The sequence below is a fragment of the Streptomyces enissocaesilis genome (assembly GCF_039533765.1).
In the GTDB taxonomy this organism is placed as follows: Bacteria; Actinomycetota; Actinomycetes; order Streptomycetales; family Streptomycetaceae; genus Streptomyces; species Streptomyces enissocaesilis.
Genome location: NZ_BAAAUD010000108.1, coordinates 1 through 25,046, shown reverse-complemented (window position 1 = coordinate 25,046; position 25,046 = coordinate 1). Strand labels below are relative to the sequence as shown.

Here is a 25,046-nt window from a genome sequence, read left to right as displayed (position 1 = left end):
CGATGGTACTGCAGGGGGGACCCTGTGGGAGAGTAGGACACCGCCGAACAAATTTTATGCCCCGGTCCCTGGACTTATGTCCAGGGACCGGGGCATTTTTGCGTTTAAGGTCAGGTCATGCGCTACGACCTCATCATCTTCGACAATGACGGCGTGCTCGTGGACAGCGAGCCGATCTCCAACACCGTCCTCGCCGGCTATCTGAGCGAGCTGGGGCACCCCACTTCGTACGAGGAGTCGCTGCGGGACTACATGGGTGGGGCCGTGCACCGGATCCACGATGTTGTACTGGAACGGTCCGGGCAGCGGCTGCCCGAGGATTTCGACAAGACGCTGCACGCCCGGATCTTCGCCGCCTTCGAGCAGGAACTGAGGCCGGTCGCCGGGGCGGAGGAACTGCTGGGGCAGCTGGTGGCGGACGGGACGGCGTACTGTCTCGCGTCCTCCGGGAGTCATGAGCGGATCCGGGTCGGGCATCTGGTGGCCGGGCTGGACGAGTGGTTCGAGGAAAGCTGGATCTTCAGCTCGCAGGACGTCGGGCGGGGCAAGCCCGCGCCGGACCTCTTCCTTTACGCCGCGGAACGGATGGGCGTACCGGCGGAGCGGTGTGTAGTGGTGGAGGACAGCCCGCTCGGGGTGGAGGCGGCCAGGGCCGCCGGGATGGATGTGTACGGCTTCACGGCCATGACTCCGGCGGACAGGCTGCCCGGGGCCACCGGGTACTTCTCCGGGCTGGCGGAGCTGCCGGGATTGCTCGCGTGACACCTACCCAGGGGTAGGTGACGGACCCACGCTGTGCGGTCATGACGGACGCGCGCCTGCGACACGGCAGGGCTTCCCTGGAGTTGAGCTTCTTCGCGCAGGGCGTGGCTCTCGCGCTTCTCATGACGCGGCTGCCGGCCGTTCAGGACCGGTACGGGATATCCGACGGGCTGCTGCCCGTCTTCCTGGTCGCCGTGCCGGTCCTGGCGGGGCCGGAAGCGTCGGTACTGAGCAGCTGGTGAAGCGGGTCAGGCCGAGCGCCGTGCTGCGGTGGTCGCAGCCGGTGGTGCCGCCGGCGTTTCTTAGGGTCGGGGCCGGCCGCGAGAGGTGGCAAGTGGGGGCTGCGCTGGGGGTGTTCGGGCTGGCGGTCGGGGCGTTGGACGCGTCGACGAACATGCTGGGGCGAGCCTTCAACGGGCGTACGGGCGCAGTATCATGCCCGGCTTCCATGCGGCGTACAGCCTTGGCGGATCATGGGGGCCGTCGCTGGCGTGGGTGGGGGCGCATGGGGGGCTGTCGCTGGTCGTCCCGTATCTGCCCGTGGTGGTGGTGCTGTTGCCCGCGGTGTTGGGCGGCAGCCGGTGGTATGTCGACGGTGTGGTGGTGGCGGGGGAGGGGGAAGCTGCTTCGGGGGGTGGACCGGGGGACTTCAAGCTGTTGCTGCCGTTGTACCTGGTGATGGTGTTTGCTCGCATCGGGGACTCGACGGTCTCGAACTGGAGCGCCGAGTGCCTTCAGGACGTGCTCGGTTCGTCGGAGCAGGCGGCGACCCTTCCGTGCAACGCGTATATGGTCACGACCTTGGTCGGGCGGGCCGTGGGGGACCTTGGTGGGCGGCGCTTCGGGGCCGTTGCCGTGGTGCGGGGAGGGACGCTGCTCGCCGCGGGCGGATTCGCCGTGGTGGCGGAGGTGCCGGGGGTGGGCGTGGGGATGCCCGGGTTCACGATGCTCGGGTTCGGGCTGTGCGTGATCGTGCCGCAGACGTTCGCGGCGGCGGGACGGTTGTTTCGGGGGGCGGCGAGTGATGCGGCTGTCGCCCGGCCCCATGTCTTCGATTGCGTGGGGTTCCTGGTCGGGGCGCCGTTGGTGGGGGCGCTCGGGAGGCGTGGAGCCACCGGGGGGCGATGCTCGTGGCCATGGGATTGGTGCTGGTGACGCTGGTGTACGCCCGGTCGTTCGTCTCCGGGACCGACCGATACGGTGGCGGGCATGAGCGGGCGCGCACTGTTGATGTGGGATGACGCGGTAACCGGCTACGACTTCGGGGCGAGCCATCCGATGGACCCGGTCAGGCTCGACCTGACGATGGGGCTGGTACGGGCGTACGGGCTCGACCGGATGGTGGAGGTGGTCGCCGCGCCGGTCGCGGGGGACTCGACGCTGCGGCTCGTCCACCGTGAGGACTATGTGGCGGCGGTGCGGGCGGCCTCGGCGGATCCGCGGGGAGCGGACCAGGCGTACGGGCTGGGAACCGTCGACGACCCGGCCTTCGCCGGGATGCACGAGGCTTCCGCGCTGATCGCCGGGCAGTCGGTGGGAGCGGCGGAGGCGGTCTGGCGGGGGGAGGCCGCGCACGCGGTGAACTTCGCGGGCGGGCTGCACCATGCGATGCCGGGGGGCGCGGCGGGGTTCTGCATCTACAACGACGCGGCGCTCGCGATCGCGCGTCTGCTGGAGCTGGGGGCGGAGCGGGTCGCGTACGTGGATGTGGACGTACACCACGGGGACGGGGTGCAGGCCGCGTTCTGGAACGACCCGCGGGTGCTGACGGTCTCGCTCCACGAGCACCCGAGGACACTGTTTCCGGGGACGGGGTGGCCGGAGGAGACGGGTGGGAGCGGGGCGGGTGAGGGCTCTGCGGTGAATGTGGCGCTGCCGGCGGGGACGGGGGACGCGGGGTGGCTGCGGGCGTTCCACGCGGTCGTACCGGAACTGTTGGCGGACTTCCGGCCTCAGGTGCTGGTGACGCAGCACGGGGCGGACACGCACTTCGAGGATCCACTGGCGCATCTGGCGGTCTCGCTGGACGCGCAGCGGGCGGTGCAGGCGGCCTGCCACGACCTGGCCCATGAGTACGTGGAGGGCGGGGCGTGGGTGGCGCTGGGGGGCGGGGGATATGCGGTGGTGGACGTCGTGCCGCGCTCCTGGACGCACCTGGTGGGGATCGCGGCGCACCGGCCGATCGATCCGGAGTCGGTGATTCCGGCGTCTTGGCGGGACGAAGTGTACGCACGTACGCGGCAGTTGGGGCCGGGGCGGATGACGGATGGGCTCACGCCGGCCTGGAAGGGGTGGGACGCCGGCTACGACCCGGCGGACCGGCTGGACCAGGCGGTGCTGGCGGCTCGGCGAGCGGCGTTTCCTTTGCGGGGGCTGCTGGCGTAGGGCGGTGCGGGGTGCGGGCTGCGGTGGGGCGGGCTGCGGTGGGGCGGGTTACGCCGAGTGTGGGGTGTGTTCGGGGTTTCGGGGAAAAGGGGATGAGGGTGCGGGAGCATCGGGAGGGTGTTGAGTACCGGCGCGTTGCGTGCGCATCTGTTGGCGGCCCGGCTGGCCGGGCCCGTGGCCACCTCGCGCGAGAAGAGCCTGCGCAGCTATCGGCTGTTCGCCGCGCGGGATCCGCGGGTGCTGCTCGGGCTCGATCCCGCATGGGCGTGGGACGAGCTCGATGTGATGGCTCTGATGGCCGACAAGTGCGGTGTTTCTGATGATCCGGGATGTGTCACCGGGGCTGATGTGATTGACCCCGAGCGGACTCTGGCCGGGTTGGAGGCCTTCGCCCGGAGGCTGGGGGAAGCCGCCGCACGGCGGGTGCCGGTGCTGTTCGGGACCGGGCATCCGCACCGGTTGCTCGAGTTCTACGCCGGCCTCGCAGACGCTTTGTCGGCGGCGGGGTGCGTCGTCCTCACACCCGCGCAGGGGCGATGTGTCGACATAACGACCCGGTTCGGCGTACGTACGTACAACCTCGACTACGTACGGGGAGTCGCGCTGATGCGTGAACCCGGCGCGCGCGGCCCCGCGAGTGAGACCGGCGCGCACAGTCATTCTCCCCTCCCGGTCCGGGTCGCACTCGCCGCTGCGGGGGAGGCCGGCGGGCCTCTGCCCGGCCTGGTCGTGGGGGACCACGGATGGGTCTGCGGTGCAGGTCAGCTGGGTATCGAGGCCATCGGACTCGCGGATACGAACGACCCCGCGCTGTTCGTCGGAGAGGCCGAGGGACAGGTGTCCGTCGCCGTTCCGCTTGATGACGCCGTGCGGTCTGATTACTACCGGCCGCTTACTCGCTATGTACTCAATCGAGCATGTCTGTCACAGTAGGTGGCCGATGGCTGCTCCTCTTCCCCACTCGTATCACCCGCCCCTAGTCTGGGAGTGAGCGCACAACGACGAAGAGTCACCGGAGGGGAAGCCGGTGCGCGTCGGGTGCGGAAGGTACAGGTGGTGGGTCATGGCTGCTGGCAGCGAGAGGCCTCTCAACGAGGTCAAGTTTCTGACCGTGGCGGAAGTCGCCTCGGTGATGCGAGTGTCCAAGATGACCGTGTACCGATTGGTGCACAGCGGTCATCTGCCGGCAATCCGGGTGGGCAGGTCCTTCCGGGTGCCGGAGCAAGCAGTTCACGAGTACCTCCGAGAGTCCTTTGTGGGGGTGGAATCAGCCTGACGAGGGCCTCGGATTACGTCCCTCTCTCGGGGGCGGGTAGGCTAGGCCCTCGTAGGTCGTGTGGGCCCAGACGCCCCGCACCGAGTGAAGAGAAGTGAGCGAGGGTAGTCGTGGGCTCTGTTATCAAGAAGCGGCGCAAGCGGATGGCCAAGAAGAAGCACCGCAAGCTGCTCAAGCGCACCCGCGTTCAGCGTCGCAACAAGAAGTAAGCGGCAGCTGTACGTGCACCGCAGCCCTCCCACCGTCACGGTGGGAGGGCTGCGGTGCGTTCCGGGCCGGGTGGCCCGGGGGCGTGTCCGCCGTCATTTCGGGTGCCGTGAGGTCCTCACAGAGCAACATCCAACCGCTACGGTTGCGCCAGGGAAGTCCGGGGGAAGTCCGAGGGAAGGCGCTGATCTTGGGCAAGGTCGTGCTCGTCACAGGTGTGGCCCGGCAGCTGGGTGGCCGTTTCGTACGGCGCATCCAGCGTGATCCCGAGGTGGACCGGGTGATCGGCGTCGACGCGGTCCCTCCCGGCCACCACCTGGGAGACGCCGACTTCGTGCGGGCGGACATCCGCCGGCCCGCCATCGCGCGCGTGCTCGCCGAGCACCGGGTCGACACCGTCGTGCACATGGCCGTCACCGGTACCCCGCTGGGCACCGGTGGCAGCCGTACGTCGGTGAAGGAGACCAACGTCATCGGCACCATGCAGCTGCTCGGCGCGTGCCAGAAGTCGCCGACCGTGCAGCGGCTCGTCGTGAAGTCGAGTACGAGCGTGTACGGGTCGGCGCCGCGCGACCCCGCCGTCTTCACCGAGACCACATCGCCGAAGTCACTGCCCAGCGGTGGTTTCGCGAAGGACGCGGTCGAGGTCGAGGGGTACGTACGGGGCTTCGCGCGCCGTCGGCCCGACGTGGCCGTGTGCGTGCTCCGTTTCGCCAATATCCTCGGGCCCTGTGCGGATTCCCCGCTGGCCGACTACTTCTCGCTGCCGGTGCTGCCCACGGTGTTCGGGTACGACCCGCGGCTGCAGTTCGTGCACGAAGACGACGTCATCGACGTTCTGCGCATCGCCTCGCACGACCCGCGGCGCGGAACGATGAACAGCGGGACCTTCAATATCGCCGGCGACGGCGTGCTGACGCTCTCGCAGTGCTCGCGGCGGCTGGGGCGGCCGACCGTTCCGGTGCTGCTGCCCGCCGTCACCTGGGTCGGATCCGCGCTGCGGACCGTCGGGGTGACCGACTTCTCGCCCGAGCAGATCCGGCTGCTGACGCACGGACGGGTCGTCAGGACCGCCCAGATGCGCGAGACACTGGGGTTTGACCCCACGTACACGACCGCAGAGGCTTTTTCGGACTTCGCGGACAGCCGGGGCGAAGGTCTGCTGCCGCCCGAGGCTCTTGCCCGTACCGTCGACCGGCTCTCCACCCTCGTCAGCAAGGAGCGCATCTGACATGGCCGATGCCAAGGTCATCCCCTTCGGTGATGAACCGAGGACGAGGCGAGCCAGGCCCAAGTCCAAGGACGCGGGTTCTTCCGCTTCCGCTTCCGCGGCCGCCGCCGCCAAGGGGGCCAGGGGGAAGCGGCCGCCGGGGCGCAAGGGCGGGCCGCTCGCGCCCGTGCCGGAGCAGCCGGCGGGTCCGGGCGATGCGGTGGTCGCGGGGGCCGTGGAGACCGTGGTGGCGCCGGAGGAGTCGAAGGCGGACCCCGGGGGCGGGGGCGGCTGGGACCGGCGGATCGCGGGCGGGCTCGCGTTCCTGCGGCGGCGGCTCACCGGTGACTACGAGGTCGACGAGTTCGGTTACGACGAGGAGCTCACCGACAAGGTCCTGATGTCGATGATCAGGCCCCTGTACGAGAAGTACTTCCGGGTGGAGGTCAAGGGCATCGAGAACATCCCGTCGGAGGGCGGGGTGCTCATCGTCGCCAACCACTCGGGGACGCTGCCGCTGGACGGGCTGATGCTCCAGGCCGCGGTGCACGACAACCATCCGGCCGGGCGGAACCTGCGGCTGCTCGCGGCGGACCTGGTGTTCATGCTGCCGGTCGTGAACGAGCTGGCCCGTAAAGCCGGGCACACGCTGGCCTGCGCGGAGGACGCGGAGGAGCTGCTGCGGCGGGGCGAGGTCGTCGGTGTGATGCCGGAGGGCTTCAAGGGGATCGGGAAGCCGTTCGGCGAGCGGTACAAACTGCAGCGGTTCGGGCGGGGCGGGTTCGTCTCCACGGCGCTGCGGGCGGGCGCGCCGATCGTGCCGTGCTCGATCGTGGGGGCGGAGGAGATCTACCCGATGATCGGCAACGCGCGGACGCTGGCGCGGGTGCTCGGGATTCCGTACTTCCCGATCACGCCCACGTTCCCTTGGCTGGGGCCGCTGGGGGCGGTGCCGTTGCCGACGAAGTGGACGATCCAGTTCGGGGAGCCGATTCCTACGGAGGGGTATCCGGCGGAGGCGGCGGAGGACCCGATGCTGATGTTCAACCTGACGGATCAGGTGCGGGAGCAGATTCAGCACACCCTGTACAAGCTGCTGGTGCAGCGGCGGTCGGTGTTCTTCTGAGGGCGGGCGGGGCGGACAGGGGTGTGGGCCCGGTCTCCGGGGAGAGCGGGCCCACGGTGTGGTTGTCCTGCTGCCCTTACTCCTGTGCTTTTTCCTCGTCGATGCCCAGGCCCGGGAGGATGCCGGGGAGCAGCGGAGGGACGGTGACGTCCGGGACCGGCGGCCGCCGGTCGCTGTCCTTGGAGGACGGCGGCGACGGGGGTGTCAGGTCGGCCGACGGGGGATCCAGGATGTCGCCCGGCTTGCCGCCGAGCAGACCCTCGTCCTTGGACTTGCCGGGGGACGAGGGCGGGTTGGGCTTGGTGTCGCCGCCCGTGCGGCCGCCGGAGGCCGTGGTGCTGGAAGGGGCGGGGCGGTCCGTGTCCGGTGTGCCCGTACGGTCCTGGGTGGAGCCGGGGCGTTCCGGGGCGCGGGTCGGCTTCGGCGTGGGCGGCAGGAGCGACTGGAGCGGGGCGACCTCTTCGTCCATGGCTTCGAAGACCGAGCTGACCCGGTCGCCCACATCGGTCAGCTGCGCCGGAAGCCGCTCCCGCAGGCTGCTCCAGGCCTCGCGGTGCGACTTGGTGAAGGACGACAGGGTCTGGATCGCGCCGATGGAGCCGTCGCGCTCGTAGGCACGGGTGAGGAGGCGGTGGCCCTCGCCCACGTCGTGTGTCATCCCGCTCAGCGTGCGCCTGACCTCGCCCAGCTGCTCGTGGTCGAGCTCGGTGGTCCGGCCGCGCTCCATGAGGCGACGGGCCTCCTGGAGGCGGTTCGATGCCTGGTTGAGGTAGAGCTCACCACGGGCGGCGTCGTCGTCGGCCATGGTGAGTTTGACGTCTTCCATGCCGCGCTTCAGCCCGTACAGCGAATCACCCGGCAGGGCATCGGAACTCGCAGCGGCCACTCCGCTGAAGGCTCCTGCGGCCACACCGACGGTGAGCCCGCCCGCAGCGATGCCCTTCGACCATCGGGAGCGCGGGCGCAGCTTCCGGAGCGGGGACGCCCGGTGGGCGCCCCGTCCGGTCCGCTGCTCGGGCACCGTAGGGCCCGCCGGCGCGCCGCCTTCGGCGACCATGGCCTCCATGGCGGCGATGAGCTGGGCCCGCTGGACGACTTTGACCTCGGGGTCCAGCTCCGGTGACGGCAGCTCGCCGAAACCCTTCGCCAGGGCCAGAAGCCGTGCGGTCTCCGGTCCTTCAGCTGTTTCTTCGGGCTGATCTGCCGCCGTGCCCTGGGGCGTCTGTGCCTCCAGCGCCTGGGCGAAGGCGTTCGCCCGCCGGTGCGCCGATACGTTCGCGATCACTGGCGGCACCTCCTCTCGTCATGACGATCGACTCCCCTGGGGGTCCGGAAGGTTGCACGCCATGAGTACATCCACACGATCGAGTGAGTGGCTGCGGGCATGACGTGACCGCAGGGGGCCTGCATCCCGCACAACGAGCGTCGCGGCACTTGGGTTACGCGCGAAGGATGATCGGACCACAACGTCATGGAAGCGTCACCAACTGTGAGTCGTGGTCGGCCGATCGGCTGCGTTTTCGGGCGTGTGCGGGTGGGTGCGGTGTCAGCGGGCGTCGTCGGGCAGGAGCCGGGCCAGTGTACGTACGGCCCGGTACTGGAGGGTCTTGATCGCACCCTCGTTCTTGCCCATCACGCGGGCCGTCTCGGCGACCGAGAGCCCTTGGAGGAAGCGCAGGGTCACGCACTCCTGCTGCTGCGGGTTGAGTTTGCGGACCGCTTCGAGGAGGGCCGCGTTGGAGAGGGATTCGAGGACGGAGTCCTCCGGGCTGCGCTCGACCTCGTTGGCGTCGAGCATTTCACCGGTGGTCACTTCGAGACGGAAACGGCTCGATTTGAAGTGGTCGGCGACCAGGTTGCGGGCGATGGTGACCAGCCAGGCGCCGAAGTCGCGGCCCTGCCAGGTGAAGGTGGAGATGCGGCGCAGGGCGCGCAGGAACGTCTCACTGGTCAGGTCTTCCGCGGTCGCCTTTCCGCCGACGCGGTAGTAGATGTACCGGTAGACCGTGTCGCTGTACTGGTCGTAGAGGCGGCCGAACGCATCGGCCTCGCCGGCCTGAGCGCGTTCGACGAGGTCCATCATGCGTGCGCTGTCGCTGTCGGCGCTGGGCCGACGGGCGGTGGACGTGCCGGTGCCCGAGCCGGCGCCGCGGCTGCGTCTGGCGACCGCCGCACCGCCGTCGGCCAGGGCGTAGCAGGGGCCGACAAGTGCAGGGGTGGCGAGGGCGGGGACGGCGTACGCGGTGGGGACGAAGCCGCGCAAACGGTCCACGACCGTTGCGCGCAGCGTAGCCAGGCCCGAGGCGTCAACCCCGACGTGTGGGTACACGGGACTCCCAGAGGCAGAGCTTCCAACACGTTCAGTGCGGGACCGTTCACTCGTCGTGCTGACGGGTGAGGTCCGGTATGCGTCTGAGGAGAATAACGCTTCGTACAGGCAGCGCTACACCTAGTTGCTAAAATCATCGATTCCGTCGCTTCTGTTGCGTCTACGCGACGGTTCGAGTGGCAGGTCGTGATCATTTGCTGATCGGATCACTTCGTAATCTGCGTGGTTGCTGGATGCGTTGTGCCCGAGTCGCGGTGGCGGGACTGGCGGGCGCATCGGGAGGGTAGGAGCCCCGGATTGTCTGCCGGGGCCCGCGCGTCGCGGCGGGCCGTCAGCGGCGGCGGCGGTGCAGGGCCATCGCGGCCGCGGTGCCGCCGGCGATGGCGCCGACCCCGGCGGCCGCCGGGATGCCGACCTTGGCGGCCTTGCGGCCGGTGCGGTAGTCGCGCAGCCGCCACTCGCGTTCGCGGGCGTACTTGCGCAGCTTCGCGTCGGGGTTGATCGCGTACGGATGACCGACGAGCGAGAGCATCGGGATGTCGTTGTGGGAGTCGCTGTACGCCGCGCAGCGGGACAGGTCGAGGCCCTCGGCGGCGGCCAGGGCGCGGACCGCCTCGGCTTTCGCGGGGCCGTGCAGGGGCTCGCCGACGAGCCTGCCCGTATAAACGCCGTCGACGGACTCGGCGACCGTGCCCAGCGCGCCGGTCAGGCCGAGGCGGCGGGCGATGATCGTGGCCGTCTCGATGGGCGCGGCGGTGACCAGCCATACCTTCTGGCCCGCGTCGAGGTGGGCCTGGGCGAGGGCGCGGGTGCCGGGCCAGATGCGCTCGGCCATGTACTCGTCGTAGATCTCCTCACCGATGGTCATCAATTCGGAGACGCGGTGGCCCTCGACGATGGACAGCGCGCTCTCGCGGGCGTCCTGCATGTGCTCGGGGTCCTCGACGCCGGCGAGCCGGAACCATGCCTGCTGCCAGGCGAAGCGGGCCAGCTCCCGGCGCTGGAAGAACTTCCGCTTGTACAGGCCGCGGCCGAAGTGGAAGATCGCGGCGCCCTGCATCACGGTGTTGTCGAGATCGAAGAAGGCGGCGGCCCGGTCGTCTCCGACGACGGGGAACGCGGGTTCTTCGGGCGCGCCCGGCGGCGTCGTGCCGAGACCTTCGAGTTCCTCGAGCTCCTGCGACGTCTTGCGTGCTGCCTCGGCTGCTGCCTCTCCCGCCAGCACGCTCCGTGCTGTCGCGGAGCGCCTACGGGGGGTGAGCCATCCCAGTGCGGCCATGCCGTGAGCATAGCCAGTCTGTTCGGTCCTTCCCGACCTGGCGGGATGCGGTGGAGTGAACTCTGCGGGGCGCCGGTGTGGCGCCGGGGGACGGGGGCACGGCCGGGCGGGGCCAGAATGGCGGTATGAGTCCCCTGCTGCGACGTGCGCACACGAAGAGGAAGCCCGGCGAGCGATTGGTCACGCTGGTGGGCAAGCCCGGCTGTCACCTCTGTGACGACGCGAGAGAAGTGGTCGGTGAGGTGTGCGGGGAGCTCGGGGTGCCCTGGGAGGAGAAGGACATCACGCGGGACGAGGAGCTGAACCGGGCGTACTGGGAGCAGATCCCGGTCGTCCTGGTCGACGGCGAGCAGCACACCTTCTGGCGGGTGGACGCCGGGAGGCTGCGCAAAGCGCTGGGCGGCTGACCGGAAGACGGCTACCATCATGGGCGTTTTGAGAGGTCTCGGGGGCGTGGTCGTGAGGAGTGTGTGCGGTTATGCCCCCTTCGGGCCTTCAACGAGTCCATGCGGTCCGTGGTTCCGGGATCGAGCGGCCGGTATGCGTGACCCCGGTCACTTTGGGCGGACAAAACGGACACCATCTTTGTGCACGCGTTCACAAAGGCATAGCCTGCTGGAGACGGGGCGGTCCTGGGACATACGGCCGCCTGCAGCCCCGCTCATCCCGCAGGAGCACCGTGGCAACTGGCCGAACTCACCGACCGGCGACCCGTAGCCGAGGCATTCCCGAGGCCACCGTCGCCCGCCTTCCGCTGTATCTGCGCGCCCTGACGGCGCTCTCCGAGCGCTCGGTCCCCACGGTCTCCTCCGAGGAGCTGGCCGCCGCGGCCGGGGTCAACTCCGCGAAACTGCGCAAGGACTTCTCGTACCTCGGGTCCTACGGGACACGTGGGGTCGGATACGACGTCGAGTACCTCGTGTACCAGATCTCCCGTGAGCTGGGACTGACCCAGGACTGGCCGGTCGTCATCGTCGGCATCGGAAACCTGGGCGCCGCCCTCGCCAACTACGGCGGGTTCGCCTCCCGTGGGTTCCGCGTCGCCGCGCTCATAGACGCCGACCCCGCCATGGCGGGCAAGCCGGTCGCCGGGATTCCCGTGCAGCACACCGACGAGCTCGAAAAGATCATCAAGGACAACGGCGTCTCCATCGGGGTGATCGCCACCCCCGCGGGCGCTGCCCAGCAGGTCAGCGAGCGGCTCATCGCCGCCGGCGTCACCTCGATCCTGAACTTCGCGCCGACCGTCCTCTCGGTGCCGGAAGGGGTCGACGTACGCAAGGTCGACCTCTCCATCGAACTCCAGATCCTCGCCTTCCACGAGCAGCGCAAGGCGGGCGAGGAAGCCGCCGGGGCGGGCGCCGACGTGTCGCCGCCGCCCCTGCGCGGGGGTGCGGCCACGAACCGGAAGGGACCCGACGGGGACGTCCCCGCGGTGATGCCGGCATGAGTCTCCTCGTCGTCGGGCTGAGCCACCGCAGCGCTCCGGTCAGTGTGCTGGAGCGCGCGTCGCTGGCCGCCGATACCCGGGCCAAGCTGCTCCAGGACACCCTCGCCTCGGAGCCGGCGGTCGAGGCCGCCGTACTCGCGACCTGCAACCGCATCGAGCTGTACGCCGACGTGGACAAGTTCCACGCGGGTGTCGCCGAGCTGTCCACGCTGCTCGCACAGCACAGCGGGGTGGGGCTCGAAGAGCTCACTCCTTATCTTTACGTGCACTACGAGGACCGGGCCGTCCACCACCTCCTGTCGGTGGCGTGCGGGCTCGACTCGATGGTCGTCGGCGAGGGGCAGATCCTCGGCCAGATCAAGGACGCGCTCGCGCTGGGGCAGGAGCTCCACACCGCGGGCCGGCTCCTCAACGACCTCTTCCAGCAGGCCCTGCGCGTCGGCAAGCGGGCGCACTCCGAGACCGGCATCGACCGGGCCGGGCAGTCGCTCGTCACCTTCGGGCTCGAACAGCTCGCCGCCGGTGAGCCGGTCGCCGAGTGGGCCGCGGGCAAGCGGGCGCTGGTGATCGGCGCGGGCTCGATGTCCTCCCTGGCGGCGGCGACGCTCGTACGCACCGGAGTCGCGGAGGTCGTCGTCGCGAACCGGACGCAGGCGCGCGCGCAGCGGCTGGCGGAGATCCTCGGCGAGGCCGGGGGCGTCGCACGCGCGGTGCCGATGGGCGAGGTGGCGCGCGAGCTGGCACGAGTCGACGTCGTGGTGTCCTGCACCGGCGCGACGGGCCTGGTCCTGACGGCCGAGAACGTCGCCGCCGCACTCGGGGTGGCCGTGGGCGGCGCGGCCGGTGCGGAGCACGCCACGGCTTCGGGGGGACGCGGTACGGGTGCAGCCGCGGGCTGCCCCGTGCCGGACGGGACCGTCGTCGTGCCCGCCGCCCGGCAGGCCGGCGACGCCGGGCCGGCCGGCTCCATGGAACAGCACGGCGCCTGGGCCGACAACGCTCTCGCCGTCGCCCAGGGGCGGCCGCGCGAGCGGGCCGGCGTGCGCGGCGGGCCGGTGCGGCTCGCGCTGCTCGACCTCGCCATGCCGCGTGACATCGACGCGGCCGTGCACCGGCTCGACGGCGTACGGCTCGTGGACATCGAGTCGCTGGCCGAGGCCTCCGCCGACGCGCCCATGGCCGCCGACGTGGACCAGGTGCGGACCATCGTGTCCGACGAGGTCGCGGCCTTCGGCGCCGCCCAGCGGGCCGCGCAGATCACACCGACCGTCGTGGCCCTGCGCAGCATGGCCGCCGACGTGGTCACCAACGAGGTCGCCCGGCTGGAGGGCCGGCTTCCCGGACTGGACGACAAGCAGCGCGCGGAGATCACGCAGACCGTGCGCCGCGTCGTCGACAAGCTCCTGCACGCACCCACCGTGCGGGTCAAGCAGCTCGCCAGCGAGCCCGGTGGCGCCGGGTACGCGGACGCGCTGCGCGAACTCTTCGATCTCGACCCCCAGACGGTCGCCGCCGTCAGCAGGGCCGACCTGAACGACACCCCCGACGGTGGGAATAGAGGACGGGCATGACGACCAATGCCTTGAAGCTGGGGACCAGGCGCAGCAAGCTCGCGATGGCCCAGTCCGGACACGTCGCCGAGGCGGTGCGTCAGATCACGGGACGCCCCGTCGAGCTGGTGGAGATCACCACGTACGGAGACGTCTCGCGCGAGCAGCTCGCGCAGATCGGCGGTACGGGCGTCTTCGTCACCGCACTGCGCGACGCGCTGCTGAGGGGCGAGGTGGACTTCGCGGTCCACTCGCTCAAGGATCTGCCGACCGCCCAGCCGGACGATCTGACGCTGGCCGCCGTGCCGCAGCGCGAGGACCCGCGTGACGTGCTGGTCGCGCGCGACGGACTGACCTTCGCGCAGCTGCCGGCCGGGTCCCGCGTGGGCACCGGATCGCCGCGCCGCATGGCGCAGCTCAACGCGTACGCGCGCAGTCACGGCCTCGACATCGAGACCGTGCCGATTCGCGGGAACATCGACACTCGTGTCGGATATGTACGGAGCGGGGAACTGGATGCGGTGGTTCTGGCCGCCGCCGGCCTCAACCGCATCGGCAGGATCGACGAGGTGACCGAGTTCCTGTCGGTCGACCTGGTCCTGCCCGCCCCCGGCCAGGGGGCCCTGGCAGTCGAGTGCGCCGCCACGCGCGTCGAACTCGCTGCCGCGCTCGCCGAGCTCGACGACCCGTACACGCGGGTCGCCGTGACCGCCGAGCGATCCCTGCTCGCCGCCCTGGAGGCCGGTTGCAGCGCACCTGTGGGTGCACTGGCCGACCTGCTGGCCGACGGGCAGGTTGTCAACGAAATGCGCCTGCGCGGCGTCGTCGGTTCGACCGACGGCTCCGAGCTGGTGCAGCTGTCCACTACCGGTCCCGTACCCACGTCGCACAACGACGCCATGTCTCTCGGTCGCGGACTCGCCGCCGAGATGCTCGCGAAGGGTGCGGCCGGTCTTATGGGGGAGCGAGCACAATGAGCCCCACCACCTCTGCCTCTGTACCTTCGGCGTTCTCCGCGTCGGGGCACGTCACCTTCCTCGGCGCCGGACCCGGTGATCCCGGTCTGCTGACGCTGCGCGCCGTCGAGGCGCTCGCGAACGCGGACGTGCTGATCGCCGAGCCGCACGTGCTCGACGTCGTACGCACCCATGCGAAGGCGGGCGTAAGCACGCCTCAGCTGACGGTGGTTGACGATGCGTCAACAGCCGCCGGCATCCCCGCGATCAGGGACGCGGCCAATCTTGTCATGGAGGCCGCGCGGGGCGGCAGGCGGGTCGTGCGTGCGATCTCCGGCGACCCCGGCCTCGACGGCAACGCGGGCGAGGAGATGCTCGCCTGCGCCGCCGAGGGCATCCCCTTCGAGGTCGTGCCCGGCGTCGCGTCGGGCGTCGGCGTGGCCGCGTATGCCGGTGTGCCGCTGCGCGACGGGCGGGGCGCCGATGTGCGCTTCGTGGACGCGCGCACCGCCGACGACAGATGCTGGGCCGAAATCGGTTCCAGCGACGCCACGGCCGTCGTCTCCACGACGCTGGATTCGGTGGCCGCGGCCGCGGCCGAGCTGGTTTCGGCGGGGCGCAAGCCCGATACGCCGATGTCGGTGACCGTGGCCGGTACGACGACCAGGCAGCGCACCTGGAACGCGACGCTCGGCACGGTCGCCCAGATCCTGAAGCAGGCGAAGGTGCTGCCTTCGCCCGAGGGCCACCAGCCCGTCATAGCCGTGGTCGGCGAGCGCAGCGCCGCTGCTCAGCGCGAGCAGCTGTCGTGGTTCGAGTCGAAGCCGCTGTTCGGGTGGCGGGTGCTGGTTCCGCGTACGAAGGAGCAGGCGGCGTCGCTCTCCGACCAGCTGCGGTCCTACGGTGCCGTGCCGCACGAGGTGCCGACCATCGCCGTCGAGCCGCCGCGCACCCCGCAGCAGATGGAGCGGGCGGTCAAGGGGCTCGTCACGGGGCGGTACGAGTGGATCGCCTTCACGTCGGTGAACGCGGTGAAGGCCGTCCGGGAGAAGTTCGAGGAGTACGGGCTCGACGCCCGCGCCTTCGCGGGGATCAAGGTCGCCGCGGTGGGCGAGCAGACGGCCGCCTCGCTGGTCGAGTTCGGTGTGAAGCCGGACCTCGTGCCGAGCGGGGAGCAGTCGGCGGCCGGGCTGCTGGAGGACTGGCCGCCGTACGACCCGGTCTTCGACCCGATCGACCGGGTCTTCCTGCCGCGGGCCGACATCGCGACGGAGACGCTGGTCGCCGGGCTGATCGAGCTCGGGTGGGAGGTCGACGACGTCACGGCGTACCGGACCGTGCGGGCGTCGCCGCCGCCGGCGGACACGCGTGAGGCGATCAAGGGCGGCGGGTTCGACGCGGTGCTGTTCACCTCGTCGAGCACGGTGCGGAATCTGGTCGGCATCGCCGGCAAGCCGCACAACGTGACCGTGATCGCGTGCATCGGTCCCGCCACCGCCAAGACGGCGGAGGAGCACGGGCTGCGGGTCGACGTCCTGTCGCCGGAGCCCTCGGTGCACAAGCTGGCCGAGGCGCTGGCCGACTTCGGTGCGCAGCGGCGCGGGGCGGCGATCGCTGCGGGCGAGCACGTGACGCGGCCGAGTGAGCGGCGGCCGGGGTCCCGGCGGCGGCGGACCACTTAGGCGGCGTGGGGCGGCGGGTGGGGGTGCGGTGCGGGTTGCCTGCGGCGCTTTCCCCTGCTCGCCCCTTCCCGTAATTGGGGCTCCGCCCCAGGCCCCGGTCCTCAAATGCCGGACGGGCTGGGTGTGCCGGACGGTGCCGACGGGGTGACGGTAAAAGGGGGCGGGGCGGCGGCGTAGCGTGGTCGGCATGACTGTGTATGGATCCTTTCCCGGGGCCCGGCCCCGTCGGTTGCGCACCACCCCCGCCATGCGCCGCATGGTCGCCGAGCATCGGCTGCACCCCGCCGATCTGATCCTCCCGGCGTTCGTGCGGGAAGGCATCAGCGAGCCCGTGGCCATCTCTGCCATGCCGGGCGTCCGGCAGCACACCCTGGAGACGCTGCGCAAGGCGGCCGTCGAAGCCGTCGAGGCGGGTGTCGCGGGGATCATGCTGTTCGGCGTGCCCGAGGACGAGAAGAAGGACGCCGCCGGGACGGCCGGTACCGACCCGGACGGGATTCTCCAGGTCGCGCTGCGCGAGGTGCGGGCCGAGGTCGGCGACGACCTCGTGATCATGTCCGACCTCTGCCTGGACGAGTACACCGACCACGGGCACTGCGGCGTCCTGGACGCGGACGGCCGCGTCGACAACGACGCGACGCTGGAGCGGTACGCCGAGATGGCGCAGGTCCAGGCGGACGCGGGCGCGCACGTGGTGGGCCCCAGCGGCATGATGGACGGCCAGGTCGGTGTCGTCCGTGACGCGCTGGACACCATCGGCAAGGAGGACGTCTCCATCCTCGCCTACACGGCGAAGTACTCGTCCGCCTTCTACGGCCCCTTCCGGGAGGCCGTCGGTTCCTCGCTGCGCGGCGACCGCAAGACGTACCAGCAGGACCCGGCCAATGTGCGCGAGTCCCTGCGGGAGCTGGCGCTGGACCTGGAGGAGGGCGCCGACATGGTGATGGTCAAGCCGGCCGGGCCCTACCTGGACGTTCTGGCGAAGGTCGCGGAGGCCGTGGACGTGCCGGTCGCGGCGTACCAGATCAGTGGGGAGTACGCGATGATCGAGGCGGCGGCCGAGCGCGGCTGGATCGACCGGGACAAGGCGATCATGGAGTCGCTGACGGGCATCAAGCGCGCCGGCGCGAACATGATCCTCACGTACTGGGCCACCGAGGTCGCCCAGCGGCTCGGCCGGGAGCAGTAACCGCTGGAGGGCGGCGAAGCGGTCGGCGGCGCCGGCCGCTTCCGCCCCCTTGGTACGATCCGTCCACGCGCGAGACCCGTAACTGCCGCTGCGACGAGGGAGGTTGATGAATATGTCCCGCCAGGCGCTTCATCAGCGTGTCCTTGTCCGGGCCGCGCGAGGGTAGTGGAGCGGTCCGGTCGCCCCTGACGACGACCAGGAGTGTCGCGTGTCTTCTTTCTCCCTGACCGGTACCGATCTGATCACCGACCGCCTCGTACTGCGGCCGTGGTCCCCCGACGAACTCGCCGCCGTCCGCTGTGACACCCGCCTGGCGGACTGGGCGGAAGACTTCCCCGCCGAAGGCGACCGTGTCATCGCGGGTTTCCTCGCCGAGCACCCCGAGGGCCTGAATGAGTACGGCCACCGGAAGATCATCGAGCGGGCCGGTGGTCTGGTGGTCGGTTCCATCGGGTTGTTCTGGCCGCCCAGCGACGGCTCCATCGAGGTCGGCTACGGCATCGTCGAGTCCCGGCGCGGCCGTGGTTACGCCTCGGAGGCCACCCGGGCCCTCGTGGAGTACGCCCTGTCCGCGGCACCCGGCGTCCGCACGGTCCACGCGGGCGTGGAGTCGGCGAACCCGGCCTCGGTCCGTGTGCTGGAGAAGGCCGGGCTGGAGCGCTGGAGCGACGACGGGACCGTCGTCCGCTTCCGCCGCGTCCGGGCGGCGGGCGTGAGTCAGGAGTAGTCCCCCGGGGGGAAGGGGGGTGCCGCAGTGGTGGCTGACTCCACTGCCGCACCCCCCGCCGAGGCCGGGGTGCGGACCGCGTACCGGCACGCGGTCCGTTGGCTCAGCGGGCTCAGCGCTCCTGTGCGGTGGCTGCGTACGTCGCGAAGTGGGACCAGGCGGTGGGGGCGAGGGTGAGGGCCGGGCCGTCGGGGACCTTGGAGTCGCGGATGTGGACGGCGGTGGGGCAGGTGGCGATTTCCACGCAGTTTCCGCCCTCGCTGCCGCTGTGGCTGGACTTGCGCCAGGTGTAGGCGACTTCGAGGCAGTCGCCGCCCTCGTCGCCGCTGTAGGTCGACTTGAACCAGTGCAGTGCGGTGCTCATTGCTCTCCCAGCAGACGGTTCAACAGGCCCTGGGAGACTTCGGGGGTGAGGGCCTGTGCTCGCAGCATCGCATATTTGCGGGCCAGGATGGATACCTCGTCGGGGTCGGCTACCCACTGGCTGCCGCGTTGTGTCTCGGCGTAGGCGAGGTGCTGGTGGTCAGGGGTCTCCATCAGGACGAAGGGACCGTTGAGACCGGCGTGGGACGTGCGGTTCAGTGGCAGGAACTGGATGGACAGTCCTGGTAGTTCGGAGCGCGCGCGCAGGTGGCGCAGTTGCTCGATGTGGACTTGGCGGCCGCCGACAGGGAGTCGGAGTACGGGTTCCCAGACAACGTAGCTGACCGTCGGCGGGACTCGGCGGTGCAGGATTTGCTGGCGCTCTATACGAGCGGCCGTGAACGTTTCGATCTCGTCCTCGTCGTAGGCCGGTACACGGTTGCGGAAGACAGTGCGTGCGTATGCCTCTGTCTGAACGAGACCAGGCAGAACCTGATTCTGATACGCGGACAGCGCGATCGCCTCACGCTCGTGGTCCATGAACTCCTCGGCCCACAGCGGGAACAGGTCGACTTCGGGAAGGTTCTCCACGCCTGCGGACAGCGCGCCCTTCGTGTCGAGCAGCTCGTCGAGCATTTCGGCCAGGTCCGCCTTCAGTGCCCGTCTGCCCTGCTCGATCGAGGCGATCGTCTCCTCGTCGGCGCCGATGCGCTCACCGAGTGAGCGCTGGGTGTAGCCCGCCGCCCGGCGGAACGCCGCCAGCTGGGCTCCCAGCATCTTCATCGCCGACGCGTTCTTCTTCGGACGCTTCCTGGGGCTCATGCCGTCCAACTCCCCACACCTGCCCGTGCCTGACCCCGTGCGAACCCGTACAAGAAATCTGTACGGGCTGGCTCAGTGCTCCACGCTAGTCACTCTCCGCAACCCTCGTCCCGTGAACGAGACAAAACAACTGCTGTTGCTGCGCGAGAGGTTCTACCGCCGGGACCGGCGTTCCGTGTCCGCCGCCAGGGAGTTCGCACGCCGGGCTCTGGCCGACTGGGGCATGGACGCACGCGTGGACGACGTATTGCTGTGCGTGAGCGAACTGGCGACCAACGCGCTGGTGCACGGCGTTCCGCCGGGGCGGGGGTACCGGCTGCGCCTGTGGCGGTACGGGGGAGGGGTGCTGCGTATCGAGGTGCACGACAGCGGGGACGGGCTGCCCCGCGTGCGCGAGCCGGACGGGGAGTCCGGGCGGGGTCTGTTGCTCGTCGCGGCGCTCGCCGACACGTGGGGAGTCGGTGAGCGCGAGCCCGGGAAGAACGTGTGGTGCGAGTTCGGACCGGTGGACGTCACTTCTTGAGCAGGTCGGCCAGGCGGGAGAGGCCGTCCGCCGCGTGGCCCTCCTCCACCGAGCGGTCCAGGAGCTTCTGGAAGGGGACGAAGAGTTCGGGGCTGACGCCCTGGTCGTCGTACGTGGTGAGGAAGTTCCGGAAAGCCGCCTGGTTGATGCCGAGGCTGGAGACGTCAGTGAGGTGCTGCCCGGAGTCGACGGCCGTGGCCATCTCCGGGATCAGTCCGCTCAGCATCGCCGAGACCCAGGCGTGCAGCGGCTCGGCGAACTCGGTGGCCGTGACGTTCTCCGTACGGATCAGGGCGAATGCCTGCGCCACGCCGATCACCATGCCGTACATGCCGGTGAGGAGCGACAGGTCGTGAAGGGCCGCGCGGCCCGGGTCGGTACCGGTCCACCGGGTGCCGCCGAGGGCGGCCAGGGTGGGCCGGTGGGTCTCGTACGCCCGCTCGTCGCCGCTGTAGAGGATGTACGCCGCCGGGGTCGCGATCATCTGCGGGACCGCCATGATCCCGCCGTCGATGTACGCGGCGCCCTGCTTCCCGGCTCGGGCGGCGAGGTCGCGGGCCTGGGCCGGGGTGCCGTTGGTGAGGTTGACCAGGGTCCTGCCGGTGAGGTCGACGCCGGCGAGGGCCTCGGTGACGTCGTCGTTGGTGGTGAAGCAGACGATCACCAGCGGGCTCGCCGCCACGGCGTCGGTGACCGTCCCGGCGGGGGTCGCTCCCTGCGCGACCAGGGGGCCGGTCTTGGCGGCGGAGCGGTTCCAGACGGTGACCGGATGGCCGGCCCTCAGGAGGGCGGCGGCCAGGGCACCGCCCATCATGCCGAGGCCGAGGACGGACACGGGAGGCAGGGGAGGGGGCTGGGACATCGGGGCTCCTGAGTGGGGTTTCCGGTGTTTCCGGGGCCCTTCGATCCTCGCCGGGCGCTGAGTTGGCGACAAGTACCGACTAATAAGTCAGGTACGCACCTTCTGGTAAGTGGGGAGTGGTGATCAGCGGTCCGGCGGCGCACCCTGGAAGGGAAGGGGGAAGGGAACTGCTGGAGGTGAGCGGCCATGCACACACTCGTCGGATGGCACATCGAGATGGAGTTCGAGGAGCACGACGGCAGGACCAGGGCGGCCGCGATGGTGCGGCTCGGCGACGGCGTGGAGCTGCGGGCCCACGGGTACGCCAAACGGCACCCGACCGACGCCGAGCAGCTGCGGGTCGGCGAGGAGGTCGCGGGGGCGCGTGCGCTCATGGACCTCGCGTCACAGCTGCTGGGGAAGGCGCACGGTGAGATCGACGAGGCCGCCGGGCGGCCGTCGTATCCGCTGACTCCGTGACCGGAAGCGGAGAGGGACCGGAAGCGCGGATGGCCAGAGGGGCCGGAAGCGGAGACGCCCCCCACCGGGTTCGTCCGGTGGGGGGCATCTCCGCGTCGTGTGATCAGAGGCGCTCGGGCGTGCGGATGCCGAGCAGGGCCATGCCCCGGTGGAGCGTGCGGGCGGTCAGGTCGCAGAGGAAGAGGCGGTTCTCGACCTGGTCCGGGGACTGCGCCTTCAGGACCGGGCACTCCGAGTAGAACGTCGTGTAGTGCGAGGCCAGCTGGTAGAGGTACGCCGCCAGCTTGTGCGGCTCGTACGCCGACGCCGCCTCGGCCAGGCTCTCCGCGAACCGGTCCAGGTGCAGACCCAGCGCCCGCTCGGCGTCGGCGAGTTCGAGCTCCGGGTGGGCGGCCGGCTTCACGTCGCCCGCCTTGCGCAGGATCGACTGGATACGGGCGTACGCGTACTGGAGGTACACCGACGTGTCGCCGTTCAGCGACACCATCTGGTCCAGGTCGAACTTGTAGTCGCGGGACGCGGAGGTGGAGAGGTCGGCGTACTTCACCGCGCCGATGCCGACCTGCGTGCCGCGCTCGGCGATCTCCTCCTCGGTCAGGTCCTGGGCCTTCTCGCGCACGACGGCCGACGCACGCTCGATCGCCTCGTCGAGGAGGTCGACGAGCCGGACCGTCTCGCCCTCACGCGTCTTGAACGGCTTGCCGTCCTTGCCGAGGACCGTGCCGAAGGCGAGCTGGACCGCCTGCACGTCGTCATTGAGCCAGCCGGCCCGGCGGGCGGTCTCGAAGACCATCTTGAAGTGGAGGGACTGGCGGGCGTCCACGACGTACAGCAGGGTGCTCGCGCCGAGGTTCCGGACGCGGTCGCGGATGGCGGAGAGGTCGGTGGCGGCGTAGCCGTAGCCGCCGTTCGACTTCTTCACGATCAGCGGGGACGGCTTGCCGTCCGGGCCCTTCACGTCCTCGAAGAAGACGCACAGCGCGCCGTCGGAACGGATCGCCACGCCCGAGTCCTCCAGGATCTGGCAGGTCTCTTCGAGCATGGCGTTGTAGCCGGACTCGCCGACGACGTCCTCGTCGTGGATCTCCATGTCGAGCTTGTCGAAGACCGAGTAGAAGTAGATCTTCGACTCGTCGACGAAGCGCTGCCACAGGGCGAGGGTCTCCGGGTCGCCGGCCTGGAGGGCGACCACGCGGTCCCGGGAGCGCGCCTTGAAGTCCTCGTCGGAGTCGAAGAGCACGCGCGACGCCTTGTAGAGGCGGTTGAGGGACGACATCGCCGCCTCGCCCTCCTCCGGGCCGCCGTGCTGGTGGTCCAGCTCGTGAGGGTGCTCGGTCAGGTACTGGATGAGCATGCCGAACTGGGTGCCCCAGTCGCCGATGTGGTGGCGGCGTACGACCTTCTCACCGGTGAATTCGAGGATCTCGACCATCGCCGCGCCGATCACGGCGGAGCGCAGGTGCCCGACGTGCATCTCCTTGGCGACGTTCGGCTGCGCGTAGTCGATGACGGTCGTGCCCGGCTTCCCGGCCGACGGCACGCCGAGACGGTCGTCGGCGGCGCGGGCCGCGAGGGTCTCGATGATCGCCCGGTCGGCGACCGTGATGTTCAGGAAGCCGGGGCCGGAGACCTCGATCTCCTTGATCAGGTCGTCGCCGTCGGCAGGCAGCCCGGCGACGACCCGCGTGGCCAGCTCGCGCGGGTCGGCCTTGGCCTTCTTGGCGAGCGCGAGGATGCCGTTCGCCTGGAAGTCGGCCCGGTCGCTCCGTCGCAGCAGCGGGTCGGCGGCGCCGGCCTCCGGCAGGGCTGCCGAGAGGGCGTCCGCGACGCGCTGGTTGACGGTCGAAGCGAGGGAATGGACCGAGGCCATGAGCTGCCGTTCCTGTCGAGAGGAAAGTGGAATGTGCAGACGAGTATTTCATGTGGGGCGGGGGGCGGTCCTCTCGTACTAAAGGCAGCCTCGGACGGAGTCGCTCCGTCTGGGAGAATGGCTGTGCCAGCTATCGAGGAAGAAGGACGTGCCGATCGTGGCTCAGAGCAGCACAGAGACCGACTGGGTCTCCCGGTTCGCGGACGAGGTCATCGCCGAGTCGGAGCGACGTGCCCCTGGGGCGAAACACGATGGTGCTGCCGCTCCGGTGGTCGTCGTCGCGTCCGGCCTCTCCCCCTCCGGGCCGATCCACCTGGGCAACCTGCGCGAGGTCATGACCCCGCACCTGGTCGCGGACGAGATCCGGCGGCGCGGGTACGAGGTCCGGCACCTCATCTCGTGGGACGACTACGACCGGTACCGCAAGGTTCCGGCGGGCGTCGCGGGGGTCGACGAGTCGTGGGCCGAGCACATCGGCAAGCCGCTGACGTCGGTGCCCGCGCCGGCCGGGTCGGCGTACCCGAACTGGGCCGAGCACTTCAAGGCCGCCATGACCGAGGCGCTCGCCGAGCTCGGTGTCGAGTACGACGGGATCAGCCAGACCGAGCAGTACACGAGCGGGGCCTACCGCGAGCAGATCCTGCACGCGATGAAGCACCGGGCCGACATCGACGCCGTGCTCGACCGGTACCGGACGAAGAAGGACCCCGGGCAGCAGGCAAAGAAGCAGGGGCAGAAGCAGGGCCAGAAGCCGGTCGACGAGGCCGAGCTGGAGGCCGCCGAGGGATCCGGGGCGGCGAACGAGGACGACGGCAGTGGCGGCGGCGCGGGGTACTTCCCGTACAAGCCGTACTGCACGGTGTGCGGCAAGGACCTCACCACGGTGACGGCGTACGACGACGAGAGCACCGCTCTGTCGTACGCGTGCGCCTGCGGGCACTCCGAAACCGTGCTGCTGAGCGAGTTCAACGGCGGCAAGCTGGTCTGGAAGGTCGACTGGCCGATGCGCTGGGCGTACGAAGGCGTGATCTTCGAGCCGAGCGGTGTCGACCACTCGTCGCCGGGGTCGTCGTTCGTGGTGGGCGGGCAGATCGTGCGCGAGGTGTTCGGCGGAGTGCAGCCGATCGGGCCGATGTACGCCTTTGTCGGTATCAGTGGCATGGCCAAGATGTCCAGCAGCAAGGGCGGCGTGCCGACGCCCGCGGACGCGCTGAAGATCATGGAAGCGCCGCTGCTCAGGTGGCTCTACGCGCGCCGCCGGCCCAACCAGTCCTTCAAGATCGCCTTCGACCAGGAGATCCAGCGGCTCTACGACGAGTGGGACTCGCTGGAGAAGAAGGTCGCCGAGGGGACGGTCCTGCCGGCCGACGCGGCGGCCCACTCGCGTGCGACCAGGACGGCCGCCGGTGAGCTGCCGCGGACGCCGCGCCCGCTGCCGTACCGGACGCTCGCCTCGGTGGCCGACATCACCGCCGGGCACGAGGACCAGGCGCTGCGCATCCTGAGCGAGCTGGACCCGGAGCACCCGGTCACGTCGCTGGACGAGGTGCGGCCGCGGTTCGACCGGGCCGAGAACTGGATCACCACCCAGGTGCCGGCCGAGCAGCGCACGGTCGTGCGCGGTGAGCCGGACGCGGAGATCCTGGGCTCGCTGGACGAGGCCGGACGGGAGTCGCTGCGGCTGCTCGTCGACGGGCTCGACTCGCACTGGTCGCTGGACGGGCTCACGACGCTCGTCTACGGCGTGCCGAAGGTGATGGCGGGGCTGGAGCCGGACGCGAAGCCGACGCCGGAGCTGAAGGTCGCGCAGCGGTCGTTCTTCGCCCTGCTCTACCAGCTGCTGGTCGGGCGGGACACCGGGCCGCGACTGCCCACGCTGCTGCTCGCGGTGGGGGCGGACCGGGTGCGCAAGCTGCTCGGGGCGTAGCCGCTCCCGCGCCGACGCGCCGGTGAAAGGGCCGCCGCCCCCGGATTGATCGACACTGTTGGGAAATCGGGGGCTGAGCGTGACGTGGGGGG

Annotated in this window: 24 protein-coding genes and 1 pseudogene; 18 read left to right on the top strand and 7 right to left on the bottom strand. The window is 70.3% G+C overall.

The window, feature by feature from the left end; translation table 11 throughout:
* Nucleotides 1-117: 117 nt before the first annotated feature.
* The 8 genes and pseudogenes from ABD374_RS33040 (at nucleotide 118) to ABD374_RS33005 (ending at nucleotide 6,966) form a co-directional block, all read left to right on the top strand.
* On the top strand, nucleotides 118-762 hold the full coding sequence (locus ABD374_RS33040; protein WP_344500583.1) for an HAD family hydrolase: 645 nt from the start codon (nucleotides 118-120) through the stop codon (nucleotides 760-762).
* Between the two features lie 41 nt (nucleotides 763-803).
* Nucleotides 804-2,003 (top strand): annotated as a pseudogene (locus tag ABD374_RS33035) (MFS transporter).
* Nucleotides 1,972-3,147 carry an acetoin utilization protein AcuC gene (locus tag ABD374_RS33030; RefSeq protein WP_344500581.1) on the top strand — a complete coding sequence of 392 codons (1,176 nt, stop codon included), beginning with the start codon at nucleotides 1,972-1,974 and terminating at the stop codon, nucleotides 3,145-3,147. The pseudogene ABD374_RS33035 and the gene ABD374_RS33030 overlap by 32 nt, the downstream one beginning before the upstream one ends.
* A gap of 117 nt (nucleotides 3,148-3,264) precedes the next feature.
* On the top strand, nucleotides 3,265-4,080 hold the full coding sequence (locus ABD374_RS33025; protein WP_344500579.1) for a phosphatase: 816 nt from the start codon (nucleotides 3,265-3,267) through the stop codon (nucleotides 4,078-4,080).
* A 130-nt stretch (nucleotides 4,081-4,210) separates the two neighbouring features.
* Nucleotides 4,211-4,423 carry a helix-turn-helix domain-containing protein gene (locus ABD374_RS33020; RefSeq protein WP_014046653.1) on the top strand — a complete coding sequence of 71 codons (213 nt, stop codon included), beginning with the start codon at nucleotides 4,211-4,213 and terminating at the stop codon, nucleotides 4,421-4,423.
* Between the two features lie 110 nt (nucleotides 4,424-4,533).
* Nucleotides 4,534-4,632, top strand: a complete 99-nt coding sequence (locus ABD374_RS33015; protein WP_003948845.1) for a 30S ribosomal protein bS22 — start codon at nucleotides 4,534-4,536, stop codon at nucleotides 4,630-4,632.
* A gap of 188 nt (nucleotides 4,633-4,820) precedes the next feature.
* A complete protein-coding gene (locus ABD374_RS33010) occupies nucleotides 4,821-5,861 on the top strand; it encodes an NAD-dependent epimerase/dehydratase family protein (protein WP_344500576.1) in 1,041 nt (346 codons plus the stop codon).
* 1 nt (nucleotide 5,862) lies between these two features.
* On the top strand, nucleotides 5,863-6,966 hold the full coding sequence (locus ABD374_RS33005; RefSeq protein WP_344500574.1) for a lysophospholipid acyltransferase family protein: 1,104 nt from the start codon (nucleotides 5,863-5,865) through the stop codon (nucleotides 6,964-6,966).
* A 76-nt stretch (nucleotides 6,967-7,042) separates the two neighbouring features.
* Here ABD374_RS33005 and ABD374_RS33000 read toward each other — a convergent pair whose 3' ends face one another.
* The 3 genes from ABD374_RS33000 to ABD374_RS32990 form a co-directional block, all read right to left on the bottom strand.
* Nucleotides 7,043-8,251: a DUF5667 domain-containing protein gene (locus ABD374_RS33000; protein ID WP_344500572.1), complete on the bottom strand. Its 1,209-nt coding sequence runs from the start codon at nucleotides 8,249-8,251 to the stop codon at nucleotides 7,043-7,045.
* A 261-nt stretch (nucleotides 8,252-8,512) separates the two neighbouring features.
* Nucleotides 8,513-9,295, bottom strand: coding sequence for an ECF subfamily RNA polymerase sigma factor, BldN family (locus ABD374_RS32995; protein ID WP_214908368.1), 783 nt, complete (start codon nucleotides 9,293-9,295; stop codon nucleotides 8,513-8,515).
* Between the two features lie 331 nt (nucleotides 9,296-9,626).
* Nucleotides 9,627-10,574 carry an HAD family hydrolase gene (locus ABD374_RS32990; protein ID WP_344500569.1) on the bottom strand — a complete coding sequence of 316 codons (948 nt, stop codon included), beginning with the start codon at nucleotides 10,572-10,574 and terminating at the stop codon, nucleotides 9,627-9,629.
* Nucleotides 10,575-10,699: 125 nt separating this feature from the next.
* Between ABD374_RS32990 and ABD374_RS32985 the strand changes: the two genes are divergently transcribed.
* The 7 genes from ABD374_RS32985 to ABD374_RS32955 all read left to right on the top strand — a co-directional run bounded on the left by ABD374_RS32985 (nucleotide 10,700) and on the right by ABD374_RS32955 (nucleotide 18,128).
* A complete protein-coding gene (locus ABD374_RS32985) occupies nucleotides 10,700-10,981 on the top strand; it encodes a glutaredoxin family protein (RefSeq protein ID WP_344500567.1) in 282 nt (93 codons plus the stop codon).
* Nucleotides 10,982-11,253: 272 nt separating this feature from the next.
* Nucleotides 11,254-12,024: a redox-sensing transcriptional repressor Rex gene (locus tag ABD374_RS32980; RefSeq protein ID WP_344500565.1), complete on the top strand. Its 771-nt coding sequence runs from the start codon at nucleotides 11,254-11,256 to the stop codon at nucleotides 12,022-12,024.
* Entirely contained in the window at nucleotides 12,021-13,595 is a 1,575-nt protein-coding gene (locus ABD374_RS32975; RefSeq protein ID WP_344500563.1) for a glutamyl-tRNA reductase, read from the top strand. The genes ABD374_RS32980 and ABD374_RS32975 overlap by 4 nt, the downstream gene beginning before the upstream one ends.
* Nucleotides 13,592-14,551: a hydroxymethylbilane synthase gene (gene hemC, locus ABD374_RS32970; RefSeq protein ID WP_344500561.1), complete on the top strand. Its 960-nt coding sequence runs from the start codon at nucleotides 13,592-13,594 to the stop codon at nucleotides 14,549-14,551. Before ABD374_RS32975 ends, hemC begins: the two co-directional genes overlap by 4 nt.
* Nucleotides 14,548-16,212, top strand: coding sequence for a bifunctional uroporphyrinogen-III C-methyltransferase/uroporphyrinogen-III synthase (locus ABD374_RS32965; protein ID WP_344500559.1), 1,665 nt, complete (start codon nucleotides 14,548-14,550; stop codon nucleotides 16,210-16,212). The genes hemC and ABD374_RS32965 overlap by 4 nt, the downstream gene beginning before the upstream one ends.
* A gap of 187 nt (nucleotides 16,213-16,399) precedes the next feature.
* Complete coding sequence (hemB, locus tag ABD374_RS32960; protein ID WP_344500557.1) at nucleotides 16,400-17,401, top strand: porphobilinogen synthase; 1,002 nt, start codon at nucleotides 16,400-16,402, stop codon at nucleotides 17,399-17,401.
* A 208-nt stretch (nucleotides 17,402-17,609) separates the two neighbouring features.
* A complete protein-coding gene (locus ABD374_RS32955) occupies nucleotides 17,610-18,128 on the top strand; it encodes a GNAT family N-acetyltransferase (RefSeq protein ID WP_344500555.1) in 519 nt (172 codons plus the stop codon).
* 112 nt (nucleotides 18,129-18,240) lie between these two features.
* On the opposite strand, the gene ABD374_RS32950 is transcribed toward ABD374_RS32955, so the two are convergent.
* Both ABD374_RS32950 and ABD374_RS32945 read right to left on the bottom strand, forming a co-directional pair.
* Entirely contained in the window at nucleotides 18,241-18,492 is a 252-nt protein-coding gene (locus tag ABD374_RS32950; protein ID WP_344500553.1) for a DUF397 domain-containing protein, read from the bottom strand.
* Complete coding sequence (locus tag ABD374_RS32945) at nucleotides 18,489-19,313, bottom strand: helix-turn-helix domain-containing protein (RefSeq protein WP_344500551.1); 825 nt, start codon at nucleotides 19,311-19,313, stop codon at nucleotides 18,489-18,491. Before ABD374_RS32945 ends, ABD374_RS32950 begins: the two co-directional genes overlap by 4 nt.
* A 112-nt stretch (nucleotides 19,314-19,425) precedes the next feature.
* Between ABD374_RS32945 and ABD374_RS32940 the strand changes: the two genes are divergently transcribed.
* The gene (locus ABD374_RS32940; protein WP_344500549.1) at nucleotides 19,426-19,836 is read left to right on the top strand and encodes an ATP-binding protein; all 411 of its coding nucleotides are present in this window, start codon (nucleotides 19,426-19,428) and stop codon (nucleotides 19,834-19,836) included.
* Here ABD374_RS32940 and ABD374_RS32935 read toward each other — a convergent pair.
* Nucleotides 19,826-20,698, bottom strand: coding sequence for an NAD(P)-dependent oxidoreductase (locus ABD374_RS32935; protein WP_344500547.1), 873 nt, complete (start codon nucleotides 20,696-20,698; stop codon nucleotides 19,826-19,828). The genes ABD374_RS32940 and ABD374_RS32935 overlap by 11 nt on opposite strands.
* A gap of 186 nt (nucleotides 20,699-20,884) precedes the next feature.
* On the opposite strand from ABD374_RS32935, the gene ABD374_RS32930 reads away from it, so the two are divergent.
* The gene (locus ABD374_RS32930) at nucleotides 20,885-21,157 is read left to right on the top strand and encodes a DUF1876 domain-containing protein (protein ID WP_344500545.1); all 273 of its coding nucleotides are present in this window, start codon (nucleotides 20,885-20,887) and stop codon (nucleotides 21,155-21,157) included.
* Between the two features lie 103 nt (nucleotides 21,158-21,260).
* Here the strand turns inward: ABD374_RS32930 and argS are convergent, their stop codons facing one another.
* Nucleotides 21,261-23,027 (bottom strand): arginine--tRNA ligase, encoded by a 1,767-nt coding sequence (gene argS / locus ABD374_RS32925; RefSeq protein ID WP_344500543.1) that lies wholly within the window; start codon nucleotides 23,025-23,027, stop codon nucleotides 21,261-21,263.
* Nucleotides 23,028-23,175: 148 nt separating this feature from the next.
* Here argS and lysS point away from each other — a divergent pair, with 148 nt between their 5' ends.
* Entirely contained in the window at nucleotides 23,176-24,954 is a 1,779-nt protein-coding gene (gene lysS, locus ABD374_RS32920; protein ID WP_344500541.1) for a lysine--tRNA ligase, read from the top strand.
* Nucleotides 24,955-25,046 lie beyond the last annotated feature (92 nt).

What these genes read in the sequence shown, in the direction of transcription:
- ABD374_RS33040 (WP_344500583.1), top strand. Translation starts at nt 118, where the DNA reads ATGCGCTACGACCTCATCATCTTCGACAATGACGGCGTGCTCGTGGAC.
- ABD374_RS33030 (WP_344500581.1), top strand. Translation starts at nt 1,972, where the DNA reads ATGAGCGGGCGCGCACTGTTGATGTGGGATGACGCGGTAACCGGCTAC.
- ABD374_RS33020 (WP_014046653.1), top strand. Translation starts at nt 4,211, where the DNA reads ATGGCTGCTGGCAGCGAGAGGCCTCTCAACGAGGTCAAGTTTCTGACC.
- ABD374_RS33005 (WP_344500574.1), top strand. Translation starts at nt 5,863, where the DNA reads ATGGCCGATGCCAAGGTCATCCCCTTCGGTGATGAACCGAGGACGAGG.
- ABD374_RS32990 (WP_344500569.1), bottom strand. Translation starts at nt 10,574, where the DNA reads ATGGCCGCACTGGGATGGCTCACCCCCCGTAGGCGCTCCGCGACAGCA.
- ABD374_RS32985 (WP_344500567.1), top strand. Translation starts at nt 10,700, where the DNA reads ATGAGTCCCCTGCTGCGACGTGCGCACACGAAGAGGAAGCCCGGCGAG.
- ABD374_RS32975 (WP_344500563.1), top strand. Translation starts at nt 12,021, where the DNA reads ATGAGTCTCCTCGTCGTCGGGCTGAGCCACCGCAGCGCTCCGGTCAGT.
- hemC (WP_344500561.1), top strand. Translation starts at nt 13,592, where the DNA reads ATGACGACCAATGCCTTGAAGCTGGGGACCAGGCGCAGCAAGCTCGCG.
- ABD374_RS32965 (WP_344500559.1), top strand. Translation starts at nt 14,548, where the DNA reads ATGAGCCCCACCACCTCTGCCTCTGTACCTTCGGCGTTCTCCGCGTCG.
- hemB (WP_344500557.1), top strand. Translation starts at nt 16,400, where the DNA reads ATGACTGTGTATGGATCCTTTCCCGGGGCCCGGCCCCGTCGGTTGCGC.
- ABD374_RS32950 (WP_344500553.1), bottom strand. Translation starts at nt 18,492, where the DNA reads ATGAGCACCGCACTGCACTGGTTCAAGTCGACCTACAGCGGCGACGAG.
- ABD374_RS32945 (WP_344500551.1), bottom strand. Translation starts at nt 19,313, where the DNA reads ATGAGCCCCAGGAAGCGTCCGAAGAAGAACGCGTCGGCGATGAAGATG.
- ABD374_RS32935 (WP_344500547.1), bottom strand. Translation starts at nt 20,698, where the DNA reads ATGTCCCAGCCCCCTCCCCTGCCTCCCGTGTCCGTCCTCGGCCTCGGC.
- ABD374_RS32930 (WP_344500545.1), top strand. Translation starts at nt 20,885, where the DNA reads ATGCACACACTCGTCGGATGGCACATCGAGATGGAGTTCGAGGAGCAC.
- argS (WP_344500543.1), bottom strand. Translation starts at nt 23,027, where the DNA reads ATGGCCTCGGTCCATTCCCTCGCTTCGACCGTCAACCAGCGCGTCGCG.